Below are 16014 nucleotides of genomic sequence, written 5' to 3'. Positions count from 1 at the left end.
TGAAAGCCGGTGGTGCTAAGGCCGGAAGACTGCGTCCTGCGTTTCCGGCATTCCCGCCATCCATGGCGGTCAACACTTCTGACCAGTTCAAAAACATCTGAGTTGAATTGATTAGCGGTTCTTAAGAGAGGCGACCTTCGGGTCGCCTTTTTTGTGCTTGCAGTACAGACCAGCAAAGCTTTGTGGCGACCACAAAGCCAGAAAGAAACCCCGGTTGCTGGTGCCTCTTATGACAACCAGCTCTGAAAGCCGGTGGAGCTACGGCCGGAAGACTGCGTCCAGCGTTTCCGGCATTCCCGTCATCCATGGCGGTCAACACGTCTGACTGGTTCAACAACATCTGAGTTAAATTGATTAGTTGTTCCTGAGAAGGACGATCGTCGAATCAGTTTTCTGTTTTGCGGCAAAATAACCAACAAAATGTAAGGAAATCAAAACAGCACATGCCCCCTTGTCGGACAAACGAACAATGCAGTTTTCAGGGCCTTTTCCGGTATCTGCAGGAAGTCGTTACTGGAGTGATTTAATAACCCTGATAGGTATAAACAACTATCCGGTGTGCTGTGCGCAACGTAATCTGCCAACCTTCTGGACGATTCTGTCATTAATACCAATATTCTATAATCGTCCTGCAGGCTGACGTAGAATAGGGTGCTGTATTCACCTGCCCATATTCCATAAACCGGACAGTGTTATTTTTCTGGAGCTGTTATGTCATTTCGTGAACCACTGCACCGGCGTAAGGTTCTTAAAGGGCTGTTATTAATAACAGCAGTCAGCGGTGTTATTTTCTTTGTCCTCAATTACCAGCGCGGTATGTATACCCTGGCCTATACCGAGCTGGCAGCGGCTGTTTATTCGCTTGGTTGCTATCGTTCGGTGTCCACCACCGAGAATCTGCGTGCGTGGACGCTGGCTTATCTGATCCCGTTTTTGTCGGTCATGATGTTTGCTCTGGCGCGGCCCGGTTCATCGGACACGATCTTTGTCTGGGTTCTGCTGATACCGCAGATCACTTATCTGCTGATGGGCGTTACCGGCGGTTTTATTGTCACGGCCGTCTATCTGCTGATCGCGCTGGTAATTTTTATTCTCCGTTACCTTGGCGGCGATACCATTAAGCCCGTCGGCATTGCCAACGTTGTTATCTGCACGCTGGCAATCTGGAGTTTTGCGCATATCTATGAACAGGGGCGGGCACGTTACAGCATGCGGTTGCTGGAGATCGCCGAACGGGATCCCCTGACAGGCTTGCTGAACCGCCGGCGTCTGGCGGAAATCGTCGAATCTGAGATCCGTAATTCTGCTGCCCGCAATCAGACGGTGGCTTTTATTCTGCTGGATCTTGATCACTTCAAACAGATTAACGATACCCATGGTCATCCGGCTGGTGATGATGCGCTGATTTACGTTACTGAGCGTTTGCATTCAGTGATCCGTAAAACCGATTACATCTTCCGTGTTGGCGGCGAAGAGTTCTGTATTCTGCTGCCGGGGGCGGACCTGCGCGCCGGCTCTGATGTGGCTGAAAACGCGCGTCGCGCGCTGGAAAGCGGCGGTTTCTATGTGAACGGTGAGCCGGTAGCCTGTACCGCCAGTTTTGGTGTGGCTATCAGTGGCAGCGACGGCAGTAATCTGATTGATCTTTACCATGCCGCTGATCAGCGCATGTATGCAGCGAAATACGCTGGCCGCAACCGTGTCGTATTTGACGATGTTGAGGTCTCAACCATTCCAAGTTTCTGACGACATTCTGCTGCCTGCCTGACCCAGAGGGTTAGTGGGCACCAGCTTCAGTCGTTCGCGAGCCCCTTCTTTTGTGTCCTCGCCACACTTTGTCAGCCATCCTGTATCAGCCATCAGTGGCTGCGCCCTCTGACCCGTGTTTCCACAGACTTGCTGACGCAGACAGGGTAAAAATACTGAACCGTTTGGTAAAATTCTGAAATACTCTGGTGCATATGCACCAAGATACGGCATCCTTTTGGTGCGTTACAATATGCGGCGCGTTATGGTGCGGGATTCATAAGTGCATTCACTATGTGGAAAAGGCCATAACATCGGGCTTTTAAGAAATTTTTATGTTTCCTGACCAATTGGCCAAGTTATTGCTAAATGGCATTGGACTAAGTTCTAAACAGCCCGGTAACGGGTAATCAGAAAAACGGAGAGAGTTATGATGAAGAAAACAACATCCTGGAAAAGCATGCTGGCATCAGCAGCGCTGGTTCTGGGGCTGGGCACTGCAGCATCTGCATCTTTTGCTGAAGATCCAACCAAGGTTGGTTTCGTATACATTGGCCCGGTAGGCGATTACGGCTGGACTTATGAACATGACCGTGCGCGTCTGGAAGTCGAAGAATACTTTGGCGATAAAGTGGAAACCACTTACGTTGAGAAAGTGCCTGAAGGTGCTGACGCTGAGCGTGTAATCCGTCAGCTGGCTCAAAGCGGTAACGACGTTATCTTCACCACTTCTTTCGGTTACATGAACCCAACTCTGAAAGTTGCGAAGAAATTCCCTAACGTTGTTTTTGAACACGCTACCGGTTACAAGCGTGCCAAAAACCTCTCTACCTATGTTCTGCGTACCTATGAAGGCCGTTACCTGTCAGGTCTGGCTGCTGGTATGACTACCAAAACCAACACCATCGGTTACATCGCATCTTTCCCTATTCCGGAAGTAATCCGCGATATCGATACCGTGTACATGGCCGCTAAATCCGTGAACCCGGACGTTAAAATCAAGATCATGTGGGTAAGCACCTGGTACGATCCGGTTAAAGAAAGCGAAGCCGCTAACGCTCTGATCGACCAGGGTGTTGACGTACTGATTCAGCACACCGACTCTCCTGCACCTCTGATGGCTGCTGAGAAACGTGGTGTTAAGGGTATTGGTCAGGCATCTGATATGAGCAAGTTCGCTCCGAACGCGCACATGTTCTCTATCCGCGATGACTGGTCTCCGCACTACATCGAAGTGATCAAAAACGTGAAAGCCGGTACCTGGAAACCACAGGATTTCTGGGGTGGTTTTGCTGAAAACATGCTGGACGTAGCGTCTATCAACCCTAACCTGCCAGAAGACGTTGTGGCAAAAGTTAAGGAATACGAAGCTAAGATCAAGAGCGGTGAATTCCACCCTTTCACTGGTCCTATCAAAGACAACCAGGGTAACGTTGTAGTACCAGCGGGTCACACTCTGACCGACGAAGAGCTGGCCGGTGTTAACTGGTATGTTGAAGGCATTGACGCTACTATTCCGAAATAAGCAGCAATTGCCATACGGGCCTGATCATTAAGCAGTACAGGCCCGGGTAAATGTCCGTTCCATCATGGGATCGGACACTGTTGATGGGGCGGCGAAAGCCGCTCCATCTGCATGGAAGCCAGACCATAAGAGCCCCAACGCAATACCAATGCGTGCAGGATGCCAATTCTTGGTAAGAGCAAATACCCTCTTGGTAAGAGTGAATACCCTCTTGGTAAGAGCAAATACCGGGACTTCTTCTTTCATAGCGCAGAAAGAGGACTCTCCTGGCCGGTCCGCATTGAATGACGGATGCGCGGGAGTGCTTAATTCACTGAGAGCCTGACATCAGGCCCTATACCTTATATAGGTTCCATGTATGACAACAATTCCTGTAATCGACATTTCCCTTCTCAGCAGCCCGAATCGTGAAGACTGGGCGCCTGTAATCAAAGAAATTGATCACGCGTGTCGTGAAATCGGCTTCCTGGCTATTACTGGTCACGGAATTTCTCAACAGCAGATCGACAGCATGTTTGATCTGTCTGAGCGTTTCTTTGCCCAACCGATGGAAGAGAAGAAAAAAATTGAAATGGCCAATAGCAACAACCACCGTGGTTGGGGCAGTCATGGTGCTGAGCAGCTTGACCCGGCCAATCCAACAGACTGGAAAGAGACATTCGATATGGCGCTGGATATCCATCCGGAGCACCCGATTGTCAGTGAATTTCCGGCTCTTTATGGTCCGAACCAGTATGGCGACATGCCAGGATTCCAGCAGCAAATGAATCAGCATTACACGCTGCTGATGAGTGTTGCTTATCGTATGTTGTCGGCCATGGCGATTGCCCTGGATCTGGACGAAGACTTCTTTACCAGCAAATTTACCACTGAGCATATGTCAGTGCTGCGTATGATCCATTATCCGCCGCGTCCGGATGGCGTCACTGTACCGGATGATGCAATGGCTGCCGGTGCGCACACAGACTACGGCTGTATTACTCTGCTGGCGCAGGACAATACCGGTGGTCTGGAAGTGCTGACCAAGGACGACCGCTGGATCAGTGCTCCTCCGGTAGAAGGTGCGCTGGTGGTCAACATTGGTGATCTGATGCAGCGCTGGACCAACGACGCTTATCGCTCAACCCTGCACCGCGTGCGCAATCTGGCACCGGGCAAACACAGATATTCCATTCCGTTTTTTGTCGAAACCCGCTACGACACTCTGGTGGAAACCATTCCGTCCTGTATTTCTGCAGAAAATCCGCATAAATATGAAGCGACAACTCAGGGTGACTGGCTGATTTCACGTTTTGAAGCGACCTACGCTTACCGTCAGCAAAAAACGGCATAAACCTGACCTTGCAGCACATGGATGTGCCGCTTTTGCTTTGGAGAAGCTATGACTGACTCTTTCAATATTGCTGTATCTGCAGCGGATGCTGTTGCTGATACAGACTTTCTGATTGCTTTGCCAAAAGCAGAATTACACCTGCATCTGGAAGGTTCACTGGAACCGGAACTGATGTTTAAACTGGCGAAACGCAACAATATTGCTTTGCCTTATGCCAGCGTTGAAGAAGTAAAAAAAGCCTACGACTTTACCAATCTGCAGTCCTTCCTCGATATTTACTATCAATGCGCCGGTGTGCTGATTCACGAACAGGATTTTTATGATTTAACCTGGGCGTATCTGCAGCAGTGTCATGCTGAAGGTGTTGTTCACGTTGAACCTTTCTTTGACCCGCAGACGCACACGGATCGTGGTATTGATATTGGCGTCGTGATTAATGGTATTACCCGGGCATTGCAGGACGGTGAAGAAAAACTGGGTATCAGCTACGGTCTGATTCTGTGTTTCCTGCGTCATTTGTCCGAAGATGAAGCCTTCGAAACCCTGAATCGCGCAGAGCCTTATATTAAACACTTTATTGGTGTCGGGCTGGATTCTTCCGAAGTGGGTAACCCACCGGAAAAATTCTCCGAAGTATTCGCCGAAGCCAAACGCATGGGGCTCAAACGCGTTGCGCACGCTGGCGAAGAAGGTCCGGTGTCTTATATCGAAGGTGCACTGGATTACCTCGACGTGCAGCGTATCGACCACGGCGTACGCTGTACTGACAGTGAAGCCATGATGAATCGCCTGGCGGATGAAAAAATGCCGCTTACCGTTTGCCCTCTGTCGAATACCCGTCTGAAAGTGTACGAACACATGAGTGAACACCCGATTCTTAAGCTGCTGGAACGCGGTTTATGCGTTACGGTAAATGCTGATGATCCGGCATTTTTTGGCGGCTATCTGTTAGCGAATTATCAGTCGCTGGCGGACAATCTGGGAATGACACGTCAGCAGGCAGCGCATCTTGCGGCCAACAGTCTGAACGCCAGTTTTGTCGGTGATGAACAGAAAGCGGCATGGATGAAAAAACTTGCTGCGGCGTGTGCTGGCTGAAGGCAATCGTTAAATACAACAACTAAATACAACAACGAAAACGCACCAACACAAACGTATCAGAAAAGTCGGTAAATAAAAAACGCGCCGGGTCTGCTAAGACTCAGGCGCGTTTTTTTATCGATCATATTTGTTGAGCCGATGGCTTTTCACAGATCCTGAGTCAGATAAACCAGCATGTCCGCCATCAACTGATTGGCATCAGCGGCGTACAGATCAACGCCTTTTTTGATGGTGTCGTAATCCTGAATACCTTCTGCGTTACCGGCATCGGCCAGATACGTATCGATCAGAAACAGAATATCCTGTGCGGTCATTTCCGGATGGCATTGGGTTCCCATAACGTTTTTACCGATCTGATACATCTGGTTTTTACAGGCGGCAGACGAGGCTAAGCGGGTGGCGCCGGGTGGCAGCTCAAAGGTATCGAAATGCCATTCCATGATCGGGAAGGATGGTGGTATGTGAAATACGTCTGCGTCCTGATTTTCTGCCGTCAGTTCAAACCAGCCGATTTCCGGCTGTGGATTTTTTCGGATTTCAGCCCCCAGGCAAGAGGCGATCAGCTGGCCGCCCAGACACAGTCCCAACACTTTCTTGCCAGCATCGATGGCGGAGCGGATAAAGGCTTTTTCATTGATTAACCATGGGTGCTTGTCTTCTTCATAAGCACCCATAGGGCCTCCGCAGATCACCAGCAGGTCAAAACTTTCCGGCGCGGGAAATTCATGCTCAGGCTGGAAAAGATACACATGCTTAACCTCTGCGTTCTGCTGTGCCAGCCAGGTTTCAACATAACCGGCGTCTTCGTAGTCTGTGTGCTGCAGGATAATGGCTTTCATAATGCTCTGGCTTTTACTTTTGGGATTTTGGGCTGTCCGGATGTCTGATCGCTCAGAAGCCGGGCCCGTTATGAGTGTAGATTACCGGCAGGCTAACGCGGACCGTCGCTGAAGGGTATATCCATTCAGGGGTAGGTGTTTGTTCGGGGCTTGTTTATGGGCCTGTTTTGTTAAGGGCTGGTGTTGTTAAAGACAGGTGTCGCTAAGGATAGGAGATGTTTATGGACAGGTGCATACCAGAGACATCAGGGGTTGATGAGCGGATTTCTGTAGCATCTGCCGGTCAGGTGCTATAAATAGAGCTACTTTCCGTTTTGCATCTCAGTCAGGTAATTATGGCCTTCGATATCACTACTGCCATTAATATTATGAGTCTGTCTGCCGTGGCTGTATTCGCCGTTTCCGGTGCGCTGAATGCTGCCCGGCAGCGCATGGACATTCTCGGGTTTATGCTGATTGGCACGGTCACGGGTCTTGGTGGCGGTACGCTGCGCGATCTGGTGCTGGGGCATCTGCCGGTGTTCTGGGTGCGGGAGCCGATCTGGATCAGTATCTGCCTGATCGCTTCGGCAGTAACTTACTTTGTCACGCCGATGCTGGCGTCGTTGTCGCGGGCGCTGTTATGGATGGATGCAGTGGGGCTGGCGTTGTTCGCGGTGGCCGGTACGGAGGTGGCACTGAAGTTTGGTGCTACACCACTGATTGCGGTTTGTATGGGGGTGATGACGGCATCATTTGGCGGGATCGCCCGTGATGTTCTGTGCCGCAGCAGCCTGACGCTGATGAATGAAGAGCTCTATATTACGACAGCACTGGCCGGATCCGTGGTGTACCTGATTCTGCATGAGCTGGACATGGCAGCCAACGTTGATCTGCTGGGTGGCTTCTGCACGGCTTTTATCCTGCGGGCACTGGCGATTAAATTCAAAATTAAACTGCCGAATATGTATAAGTAAGAACAATATTTATAAGTAAGAACAATGCGGCGGTGCAGTCCGCCGCGTTGTTCTTACCTTTGTTTTTCTTTTTCTTTGTCAGTGCTCTCTGCGCTGACCTTCGCGCTTTAAACCACGCGCAGTAAAAGGCGGTTATTTACCGCCTTTCAGTACATGGTTAATGCGCGCCTGGGTTTCCGGGGTTTCCAGTAACTCAGCGAACAGCTGCATTTCCAGTTCAACGGCTTTGTTAACACGTTCTTCGTGGCCTTCGGCTTTGCCCAGTTTTTTGATCGCACGGATCGAACCCTGAGAGTTTTTCAGCAGTTCACGGGCCGTCGCCATAGCGGTTTCCAGTGCTGCGCCGTCTTCTGTCATAGCCGTCAGCAGGCCCCATTTTTCCGCTTCTTCAGCGCTGAAGAAACGGCCGGTATAGAGCAGTTCATTCGCCCGTTTAGGGCCAATGGCTTCGGCCAGCAATACGGAGCACGCGCCTTCTGAGGTTACGCCGATTTTGGCAAAGGGCAGGCTGTAGCGGATGCTTTTACCGGCGTAGGCGATGTCAGCGTGCAGCAGCATGTTGGCGCCAATACCGATGGCAACGCCTTCCTGAGCGATGATCAGGGGCTTGCTCAGTTTCGCCAGCGCAGCAAAGATGCCGCCAACGCGTTTTTTCAGTTCACGGATATCGCTTGGCGGCAGCAGGTCGGCAAGGTCGTTACCGGCGGTGAAGCGGCCTTCAGCGCCGGTCATGACCACGACTTTCACATCGTCATTCTGATCACTGCTGTTGAGTGCGTCGATGATGTCGTCGTAAGTCTGAATACGGATGGCGTTGAGCACTTTCGGACGGTTAATGGTGATGATGGCGATGCCGTCTTCGATGGCGTATTGAATATCCTGATACATGGGTGGGTCTCTTTTTTAATATCGTTCTGAATCCTGAGCTGTCGGATAATGGCAAACCCAGAGCAACAGAGCAATGATCAAAGCTCACAAGTCTGTGCTTAATGATTAATTTGTGTACAGAGTTGGCTGTGCTTGTGCTGCTGCGCCAGCCTGTAACAGCTCAGTCGAGCTGCAGCAGACGTGGCAACAACATAAAGAGAATCCCCAGCACCACCAGCGCGGTGAGGGATGAGACAAAGTAGGGATAAACGATCAGCGCCAGACCGGCGTAAAAAGCGACTTTGTGCTTCTGACGCCGGCCATACACCATGTAGCCCATGCCGATGGAGCTGAACAGCAGGCCGGCATACAGCAGTGTGGCGTCAGTGCTCATCGTTGGGTGATGCCTGTTGCAGTCCGTTCTGCAATGCCTGTTGGTGCTCGTTTTCCAGCTCTTCGGTTTCGACCGCAGAAAAATGGGCCAGCAGTTCCGCCAGTGTATTGGTCGCCGGGCCGCTCATATCACCATGGGCCTTCACCAGATACAGGTCGGCGTAACGGGCAGCTTCTACCGCCATGGGCAGTTGTGTCAGCGTGCCGTTGATGAGTTCTTTGTGCACGATGTGCTCAGGCACCCAGGCATAGGCCAGTCCGCGACGGATAATATTCAGGCTGGTGCTGAAATGAGTAACGGTCCAGCGCTGGTGGGCGCCAAGCCAACCAGAATCTTCCCGGGCTTTCTTGCTGGAATCACGCAGCACCACCTGGCGGTGCTGGGTCAGGTCATCGTAGGTGACGCCGCGGCCAAGATGCTGCAGAGGATGATCGGCACTGGAAACCGGCACGAATTTGGCGCGGAAGATATGTTCGCCATTGTAGCCGGCGGGCACTCTTGGGGTGACCAGCAGATCAATGGTGCCTTCCGCCAGCATTTCGTTACCGCCACTGAGCACGAATTCTTCCAGCTCTACACGGGTATTGGGGTACTGATCGGAAAAGCGTTGCAGCACGCTAAACAGCTGTTCGTAGGGATACACCATATCCAGTGCCAGATGCACCATGGGTTCTACGCCACTGCTCAGTGAGTCTGCGACTTTATCGAGGTTTTCTGCCTGATCCAGCAGCTGGTCGGCCCGTTGCAGCAGAATCTTGCCGTGATCGGTGAGCACCGCCTTACGGCCTTCCACTTCCAGCAACTGTACACCCAGCTGCTCCTGCAGCTTGTGTACGCCATAGCTGATGGTGGACTGGCTCTTATGGATGGCATCGGCAGCCTGGGCGTACCCACCGTATTCGACCACGGCTTTGAACATCCGCCACTGCTCCAGAGTTGTTTTCATCGTTACCTCTGCCTGCGCTTGAACTGTCTGGCTTTTGAACCGTCTGGCGTGAAACTTTTGCCTTTGAGCCTGCGGCGTACAGGGCCGCTCAGCAGGACATCTGTCGGTTCGTAAAAATCGAATACTTGCCACGAAATTATGAACTTTTATATCGACCATGGCGAATTAAAATTCGACATCTAAATTAATCTGGAGCAAGACCATGAATGCTTTTGACGCACTGACCAGCCGTACCTCGATTAACTTTTATGATACTGAGAAAGCGGTATCCAAAGAGGATCTGCTGGAAATCCTGAACTATGCCCAGGAAGCGCCAACCGCGTACAACATTCAGCACACCCGTTACATGGTGGTGACTGACGCGGCGGCGAAAGAAACGTTAAAAGATATCGCCTTTGGTCAGCAGAAAGTGGTCGATGCACCTGCTGTTGTTCTGATTCTGGCTGACACTCTGGGTCACCGTAAAATGCCGGAAATCGCCAAACGCGGTGTTGATGCCGGTGTTTTCCCACAGCAGGCTGCTGATTACATGGTGAACGCTGTGGACACCAACTACGAAGGTAACGCGGCGAAGTCACACGACGAAGCACTGCGCTCCGCCAGCATGGCCACCATGAACCTGATGACCGCAGCCACCGCCAAAGGTCTGGCCAGCGGCCCTATGATTGGTTTTGATGCTGCCAAACTGAAAGAAGTGTTCAACATTGGCGAGCAGTACGACATCGCCATGATGGTGTGTGTGGGCTACGCCCGTGAAGGCAACTGGGCACGTAAGCCACGTCTGCAGGCGGAAGAAGTCACCGTTCTCGACGCACGTCCTGGTCAGACTCACGACTTCAGCTGAGCCTGAATAGTATCAGCGGACGTGCTGTCAGCGTCCGCGCAGCAGCTTCTGAACCGCGCGCCAGCGGTTCACCAGCAATGCTGCAAAAATCAGTGAGCAGCCGGCCAGCTGACTGGCGGACAGGGTTTCACCGAACCAGATAAAGGCCAGCACCGTGGTCCAGACAGGTTCGAGAATCATGATCACTGCCGCATGGCTGGGGGATGTCAGGCCCTGAGCATAAGTCTGCAGCAGAAAACGAACGGACGTTCCTATGGTCAGGCTGAGAATCAGCCATAACCACATGGTGGGCGTGATGGTATCCGGCCAGTCTTCTGTCAGGGCTGACAACAGCAGGCAGAACATACCAACGACCAGCAGTTGAATAGCACTCAGTGCCAGCGCTGAAATCCGTGCAGCAGCGCGGCCATTCAGAATAAAAGTAAAAGACAGCAGTACAGCGGCGCCGAGGAAGTACCACTGCCCCGGATCCGGGGTAAAGCCGTTGCGCAGCGATAGCAGGGCCAGACCGGCGATGGCCAGCGGCAGGGCAAGCCAGAATACCCGGGCCGGAATTTCGCGATACATAAAGAAGCTGAGCAGGGGCACCAGCACCACTGCCAGACTGGTAATAAAGGCACCTTCCGCCAGGCTGTGGGCGTTGAACAGACCCAGAATCCAGAACGACATGGCGGCGCCAAAGACCAGTCCGACGATGGCTGACACCCGCCACTCAGCTGCCTTTAACTGCAGCAGGGCACGGTGGCCGGGAAACACCAGAATCAGTCCGGCCAGCAGGAAGCGGCTGCCAAGAAACAGCAGCGGCTGAAATTCTGTCAGTGCCTGTTTTGAAAAGGCCCAGCCAAACGCCGCCAGTACGGTTACCCCTACCAATAGAATATCGGCTTTCAGTGAATGGCCGGGGGCTGTGGCGGTGGCTGAAAGAGCGGTTTGTTGGTCGGGTGCTGACACAGAATATCCGTAGCTGGCTTAAGAGCGCGGAGTATTTCACAGGCGCGATGGTTAGTCTTGCCCTGTAATGATGAAATTTATTAACAGAATCTTGTCTGAATACGGCAGAGGCTGACGCCTGCTGACAGACACAACAGACATCGGAGCTGAGTATGATAACCTTACGGGCGGCCTGTGAACGGGGCCGGGCACATTTTGGCTGGTTGCGCAGTGCGCATACCTTTTCCTTTGGCGAGTACTATGATCCGCGCTACACCGGCTTTTCTGCTCTGCGTGTGATCAATGACGACCGTGTGGAACCGGGTACCGGATTTTCCACCCATGGTCACCGCAACATGGAAATCATCAGCTATGTGCTGGAAGGGCAGATCGCCCACAAAGACTCAACCGGTGGTGAAGAAATTCTGCCGGCCGGGGAATTTCAGCTGATGTCGGCGGGCAGTGGCATCCGTCACAGTGAGTACAACCCGTCGGCCAGCGAAGGCCTGCATTTTCTGCAGATCTGGATTCAGCCTAACGAAAAAGAAACCACGCCGGGTTACCAGCAGAAGTCGTTTGCTTATGAGCAGGCGGTACAGCCAGTGGTCACTGCGGACGGCCGTGACGGTACTCTGAAAATCCGTCAGGACGCTGAGCTTAATCATGTACGGTTAAATGCGGAAGCCGTGGAACATCCGCTTAACCCGCAGCGCCACTATTACCTGCATGTTGTGCAGGGGCCGCTGATTCTGAACATCGACCCATCGGTGGATGCCGATGCGTCGCATCTGATTCTGGAAGAGGGCGATGGCGTGGCACTGGTCGATGAAGCTCAGCTGAAGCTGCTGGCTGATCATAAAGCCGAAGCTCTGTTATTCGATCTGCCGGGAGAAAAATCCCCGGTCAGCTAACCCGCTTAAAAAGATAAAAGGTAATTTGTGGATCTGACGTTTATTGCAATCACCGTGATCGGGGTACTGATCACTGGCATTTCAAAATCCGGTTTTGGTGGTGGCATTGGCGTCGTAGCGGTTCCCATGATGGCGCCTTTTATCGGCGGTGAGCAGGCTATTGGTATTCTGTTGCCGATTCTGCTGCTGATGGACGTACTGACCATCCGCATTTACCGCCACTATTTCACCTGGAAATTACTCAAGCCCGTCGTGCCCGGCATTATTGTCGGCATTTTTGCCGGTGCTGCGCTGTTGGGTGTGGTCAGCGAGCGCGGCGTGCAGGCGATTATTGGTCTGATGGGTATCTGGGTGCTGGCTCAGCGCCGCTGGCCGGTGCTGGGTGGGGCGGGCAAACAGGGCAGCAGCAGTGGCCCGTTGAAAGCGCACTTTCTCGGTACCATGGGCGGTGTTGGCAGTGTGCTGGCTCATGCCGGCGCGGCACCGATGCAGGCTCATTATCTGACCCTGAACGTCAGCAAAGATGTGTATCTGGCGCAGATGGCAGTGGCCTTCGGCCTGATGAATGCGGTCAAACTGATCCCTTATGCCTACCTGGGCTTACTCAACCCTGAAATCGGTACGCTGACCTTAATGCTGATCCCGCTGGCTTTCGTTGGTACATGGTTGGGGCGCTGGCTCTCTAAGCGCGTCGACAGTGCGGTGTTCTTCCGCATTATGATGGTTTTGCTGGCAGTGAACTCGGTGTACCTGCTTGGGCGGGCAGTGGCAGGCTGAACCTGCCACATTCACACCTGCTCAGTCTGGCCCTGATTCAGTCGAGGCTGATCTCAACCATCAGATCGTTGGAGATGGCTTCCAGTGCATCCGCCACTTTGCTGGTGTCGAAGTCTTTCGCCACGCGCAGCACGGCTTCCGCTTTAAACAGAGGCACGGCGGACATTTCTGCCGGTGCGCAGTCGGTGGTCAGCTCCAGCACGTTGACATTCATAGCCGCCAGCGCCTGAGACACTTCACGCACGATGCCCGGGCGGTCATTGCCGACCAGACTCAGCGTCAGTTCAATGCATTGGCTGTCATCGCTCACGGCACCACTTTCTGCGGTTACCTGAATGCCCTGGCTGCTCAGTGCGCTGAGCGCGGTGATCAGATCCGCTGACTGCGCGGCGTCCACGCTGATCAGCACGATACCGGCAAACTTGCCCGCCATATGCGCCATGCGGCTTTCCAGCCAGTTGCCACCGTGTTGGGCAACCACTTTAGACACCTGTTCCACAATGCCGGTTTTATCGTCGGCAATAACGGTCAGCACCAGAGATTCGGCCATAACATCTTCCTGTTGTTTGTTCTGAGTTATCGTGTTCTGTCGTGTTCTGTCGTGTTGTGCCCTGATTTAACGGCTTTCCGCGGCGTTCGGCAACCTTTCTCCGGCATGATATTGCTTCAAGGTTGGGCTATGGCCTGGCTTAGCGTAGAATAGCGGCCTTTGCGCTCCGGGCACTCGTCCGGGGCAGGACCAGGCTCTGACGAATAACAGGAGACATGATCTTGAAACCGGTAAAAGTAGGTATCTGTGGTTTAGGTACAGTCGGCGGTGGCACCTTCAACGTGCTGACCTCCAATGCGCAAAATATTGCACGCCGGGCAGGTCGTGAGATTATCGTTGCGCAGATCGCTGCGCGTCATACCAACCCAGCCTGTGATACCACGGGTGTGGACGTAACAGATGATGTCTTTGCTGTAGCAAAGAATCCTGAAATCGATGTAGTGGTTGAGCTGATCGGCGGCTACGACGTGGCCAAAGAGCTGGTCATGACCGCTATCGAAAACGGCAAGCACGTTGTGACTGCCAACAAAGCACTGATCGCGGTACACGGCGAAGAAATCTTTGCCGCAGCAGAAGCCAAAGGCGTGTCTGTGATGTATGAAGCGGCGGTTGCTGGTGGTATTCCGATCATCAAAGCCCTGCGTGAAGGCCTGGCGGCCAACCGCATTAACTGGCTGGCGGGTATCATTAACGGTACCGGTAACTTTATTCTGACCGAAATGCGCGACAAAGGCCGTGACTTTGCCGATGTGCTGAAAGAAGCACAGGAGCTGGGTTACGCAGAAGCCGATCCGACGTTTGACGTTGAAGGCATCGACGCCGCGCACAAGCTGACCATTCTGGCCTCCATCGCTTACGGTATTCCGCTGCAGTTTGAGCGTTGCTACACCGAAGGCATCAGCACCATCACCCGCGAAGATGTTGAATACGCTGAAGAGCTGGGTTACCGCATCAAACACCTGGGCGTCAGCAATCAGACCGAACGTGGCATTGATCTGCGTGTACACCCGACCCTGATTCCGGAAACCCGTCCGATTGCCAAAGTCGACGGCGTACTGAACGCTGTGATGGTCAACGGTAATGCCGTTGGCGATACCCTGTACGTCGGCGCAGGTGCCGGTGCAGGCCCAACAGCTTCTGCTGTGGTTGCTGATATCGTTGATCTGGCACGCACTCTGGAAGCCGGTTCCGGTGCTCAGGTAAATCACCTGGCGTACAACGTGATTGAGCCGGTTCAGGTACTGCCAATCGAAGAAATCGAAACCGCTTACTACCTGCGTATTCAGGTTCAGGACAAAGCCGGTGTACTGGCATCCGTCGCCAGCATTCTGAGTGAGCGTGGCATCAATATCGAAGCCATCATCCAGAAAGAACCAAAAGAAGAGCAGGCACTGGCGCAGATCATTATTCTGACTCACCGCGTGATCGAGAAGAAAATGAACGACGCCATCAGTGCCATTGAAAACCTCGACAGCACCGTGGGCCATGTGACCCGCATCCGTGCAGAGTATCTCGACTGAGTCAGATACTTTTATGTTGAGTATAAAAAACGGAGCCTGAGTGCTCCGTTTTTTTTGCCTGTCAGGTTGGAATGATGTCAGTGGTTGGCGGGGTGAATCAGGTTTTGGAATAGAGGTGGGTGGAATAGAAGTGGGTAGAATAGAGGTGGGTGGCTTGTTAGTACCATTAGTGATTGAGTTTGGTAATTCGGAACTTTTAGATGAATAGTGATTTTTTCGATTTAATTAGATCTTATCAAGAACCAGTGTTGATAGTGCGAGGCGTTTGTGAAATTGGCCGTTTTCATCCAGACTCGGATGGGCTTTTGCAAGGAGGGTGTTTGCATAGGCTGTATGCTCCTATATCTAAAAAAATTATCGCGAGAATGGAAAAGAGAGTTGGGAAGGCTTTTCCTGATAGCGTTAGGGAGATATATATGAACTCTAATGGTCTTACACTGTTTTGCGAATCTATATATGTTCGAGGGAGTTTAGAGTGTGACGGGGTGCAGCCAATATCTATTGATTATGGTAATTTAATTGATCTTCCCGTTGATGATAATGGGCTTGAAATATACAGTAAGGAATATTTGTATATTGGCTCTTATGGATATGATGGTAGTAGTATTAAAGTTAACGTTAAGACCGGTGAAGTTTACCGAGAAGCTAGGGGAAGGTGGGGTTATATTCTCAACTCCTGGTCTAATGTAGATTTTTTTCTGAGATCGGAATTTGTAAGAATGGACGAATGGTATAAAAAAACTGGTGGAACTATATGTAGTAGTTCAGACCCAAT

16 protein-coding genes are annotated in these 16014 nt (G+C 52.1%); 10 read left to right on the top strand and 6 right to left on the bottom strand.

The annotated features are described in order from the left end of the window. The first annotated feature begins 711 nt into the window (after positions 1–711). The 4 genes from B2Z72_RS17860 to B2Z72_RS17845 all read left to right on the top strand — a co-directional run bounded on the left by B2Z72_RS17860 (position 712) and on the right by B2Z72_RS17845 (position 5702). Positions 712–1746: a GGDEF domain-containing protein gene (locus tag B2Z72_RS17860; protein ID WP_296982841.1), complete on the top strand. Its 1035-nt coding sequence runs from the start codon at positions 712–714 to the stop codon at positions 1744–1746. Between the two features lie 430 nt (positions 1747–2176). Next, entirely contained in the window at positions 2177–3271 is a 1095-nt protein-coding gene (locus tag B2Z72_RS17855) for a BMP family ABC transporter substrate-binding protein (protein WP_414716363.1), read from the top strand. Positions 3272–3629: 358 nt separating this feature from the next. Then, a complete protein-coding gene (locus B2Z72_RS17850) occupies positions 3630–4604 on the top strand; it encodes an isopenicillin N synthase family dioxygenase (RefSeq protein ID WP_296982842.1) in 975 nt (324 codons plus the stop codon). 48 nt (positions 4605–4652) lie between these two features. Next, positions 4653–5702 carry an adenosine deaminase gene (locus B2Z72_RS17845; protein WP_296982843.1) on the top strand — a complete coding sequence of 350 codons (1050 nt, stop codon included), beginning with the start codon at positions 4653–4655 and terminating at the stop codon, positions 5700–5702. Positions 5703–5851: 149 nt separating this feature from the next. On the opposite strand, the gene B2Z72_RS17840 is transcribed toward B2Z72_RS17845, so the two are convergent. Beyond that, the gene (locus B2Z72_RS17840; RefSeq protein ID WP_296982844.1) at positions 5852–6544 is read right to left on the bottom strand and encodes a type 1 glutamine amidotransferase; all 693 of its coding nucleotides are present in this window, start codon (positions 6542–6544) and stop codon (positions 5852–5854) included. A gap of 335 nt (positions 6545–6879) precedes the next feature. Here B2Z72_RS17840 and B2Z72_RS17835 point away from each other — a divergent pair, with 335 nt between their 5' ends. Then, positions 6880–7500, top strand: a complete 621-nt coding sequence (locus B2Z72_RS17835) for a trimeric intracellular cation channel family protein (RefSeq protein WP_296982845.1) — start codon at positions 6880–6882, stop codon at positions 7498–7500. Between the two features lie 132 nt (positions 7501–7632). Here the strand turns inward: B2Z72_RS17835 and B2Z72_RS17830 are convergent, their stop codons facing one another. The 3 genes from B2Z72_RS17830 to B2Z72_RS17820 form a co-directional block, all read right to left on the bottom strand. After that, on the bottom strand, positions 7633–8388 hold the full coding sequence (locus tag B2Z72_RS17830; protein ID WP_296982846.1) for an enoyl-CoA hydratase/isomerase family protein: 756 nt from the start codon (positions 8386–8388) through the stop codon (positions 7633–7635). Positions 8389–8548: 160 nt separating this feature from the next. Beyond that, positions 8549–8761, bottom strand: coding sequence for a hypothetical protein (locus B2Z72_RS17825; RefSeq protein WP_296982847.1), 213 nt, complete (start codon positions 8759–8761; stop codon positions 8549–8551). Beyond that, positions 8751–9707 (bottom strand): LysR family transcriptional regulator, encoded by a 957-nt coding sequence (locus B2Z72_RS17820; RefSeq protein WP_296982848.1) that lies wholly within the window; start codon positions 9705–9707, stop codon positions 8751–8753. Before B2Z72_RS17820 ends, B2Z72_RS17825 begins: the two co-directional genes overlap by 11 nt. A 202-nt stretch (positions 9708–9909) precedes the next feature. Between B2Z72_RS17820 and B2Z72_RS17815 the strand changes: the two genes are divergently transcribed. After that, entirely contained in the window at positions 9910–10551 is a 642-nt protein-coding gene (locus B2Z72_RS17815) for a nitroreductase family protein (RefSeq protein ID WP_296982849.1), read from the top strand. A gap of 27 nt (positions 10552–10578) precedes the next feature. Here B2Z72_RS17815 and B2Z72_RS17810 read toward each other — a convergent pair whose 3' ends face one another. Then, positions 10579–11502, bottom strand: coding sequence for a DMT family transporter (locus B2Z72_RS17810; RefSeq protein WP_297005450.1), 924 nt, complete (start codon positions 11500–11502; stop codon positions 10579–10581). Between the two features lie 152 nt (positions 11503–11654). On the opposite strand from B2Z72_RS17810, the gene B2Z72_RS17805 reads away from it, so the two are divergent. Both B2Z72_RS17805 and B2Z72_RS17800 read left to right on the top strand, forming a co-directional pair. Next, positions 11655–12392 (top strand): pirin family protein, encoded by a 738-nt coding sequence (locus tag B2Z72_RS17805; protein WP_296982852.1) that lies wholly within the window; start codon positions 11655–11657, stop codon positions 12390–12392. A gap of 27 nt (positions 12393–12419) precedes the next feature. After that, positions 12420–13169 (top strand): sulfite exporter TauE/SafE family protein, encoded by a 750-nt coding sequence (locus B2Z72_RS17800; RefSeq protein ID WP_297005447.1) that lies wholly within the window; start codon positions 12420–12422, stop codon positions 13167–13169. 37 nt (positions 13170–13206) lie between these two features. On the opposite strand, the gene B2Z72_RS17795 is transcribed toward B2Z72_RS17800, so the two are convergent. Then, the gene (locus tag B2Z72_RS17795) at positions 13207–13719 is read right to left on the bottom strand and encodes a glycine cleavage system protein R (protein WP_297005444.1); all 513 of its coding nucleotides are present in this window, start codon (positions 13717–13719) and stop codon (positions 13207–13209) included. Between the two features lie 221 nt (positions 13720–13940). Between B2Z72_RS17795 and B2Z72_RS17790 the strand changes: the two genes are divergently transcribed. Then, positions 13941–15239, top strand: coding sequence for a homoserine dehydrogenase (locus B2Z72_RS17790; RefSeq protein WP_296981513.1), 1299 nt, complete (start codon positions 13941–13943; stop codon positions 15237–15239). A 320-nt stretch (positions 15240–15559) separates the two neighbouring features. Continuing rightward, on the top strand, positions 15560–16014 hold a 455-nt coding region (locus B2Z72_RS17785; protein WP_297005442.1), incomplete at its 3' end, for an SMI1/KNR4 family protein.

Source organism: Thalassolituus sp. UBA6592, assembly GCF_002433655.1.
GTDB lineage: Bacteria > Pseudomonadota > Gammaproteobacteria > Pseudomonadales > Oceanobacteraceae > Venatoribacter.
The sequence above is the reverse complement of the archived record's forward strand: the minus strand, read 5'-3'. Positions and strand labels throughout refer to the sequence as shown.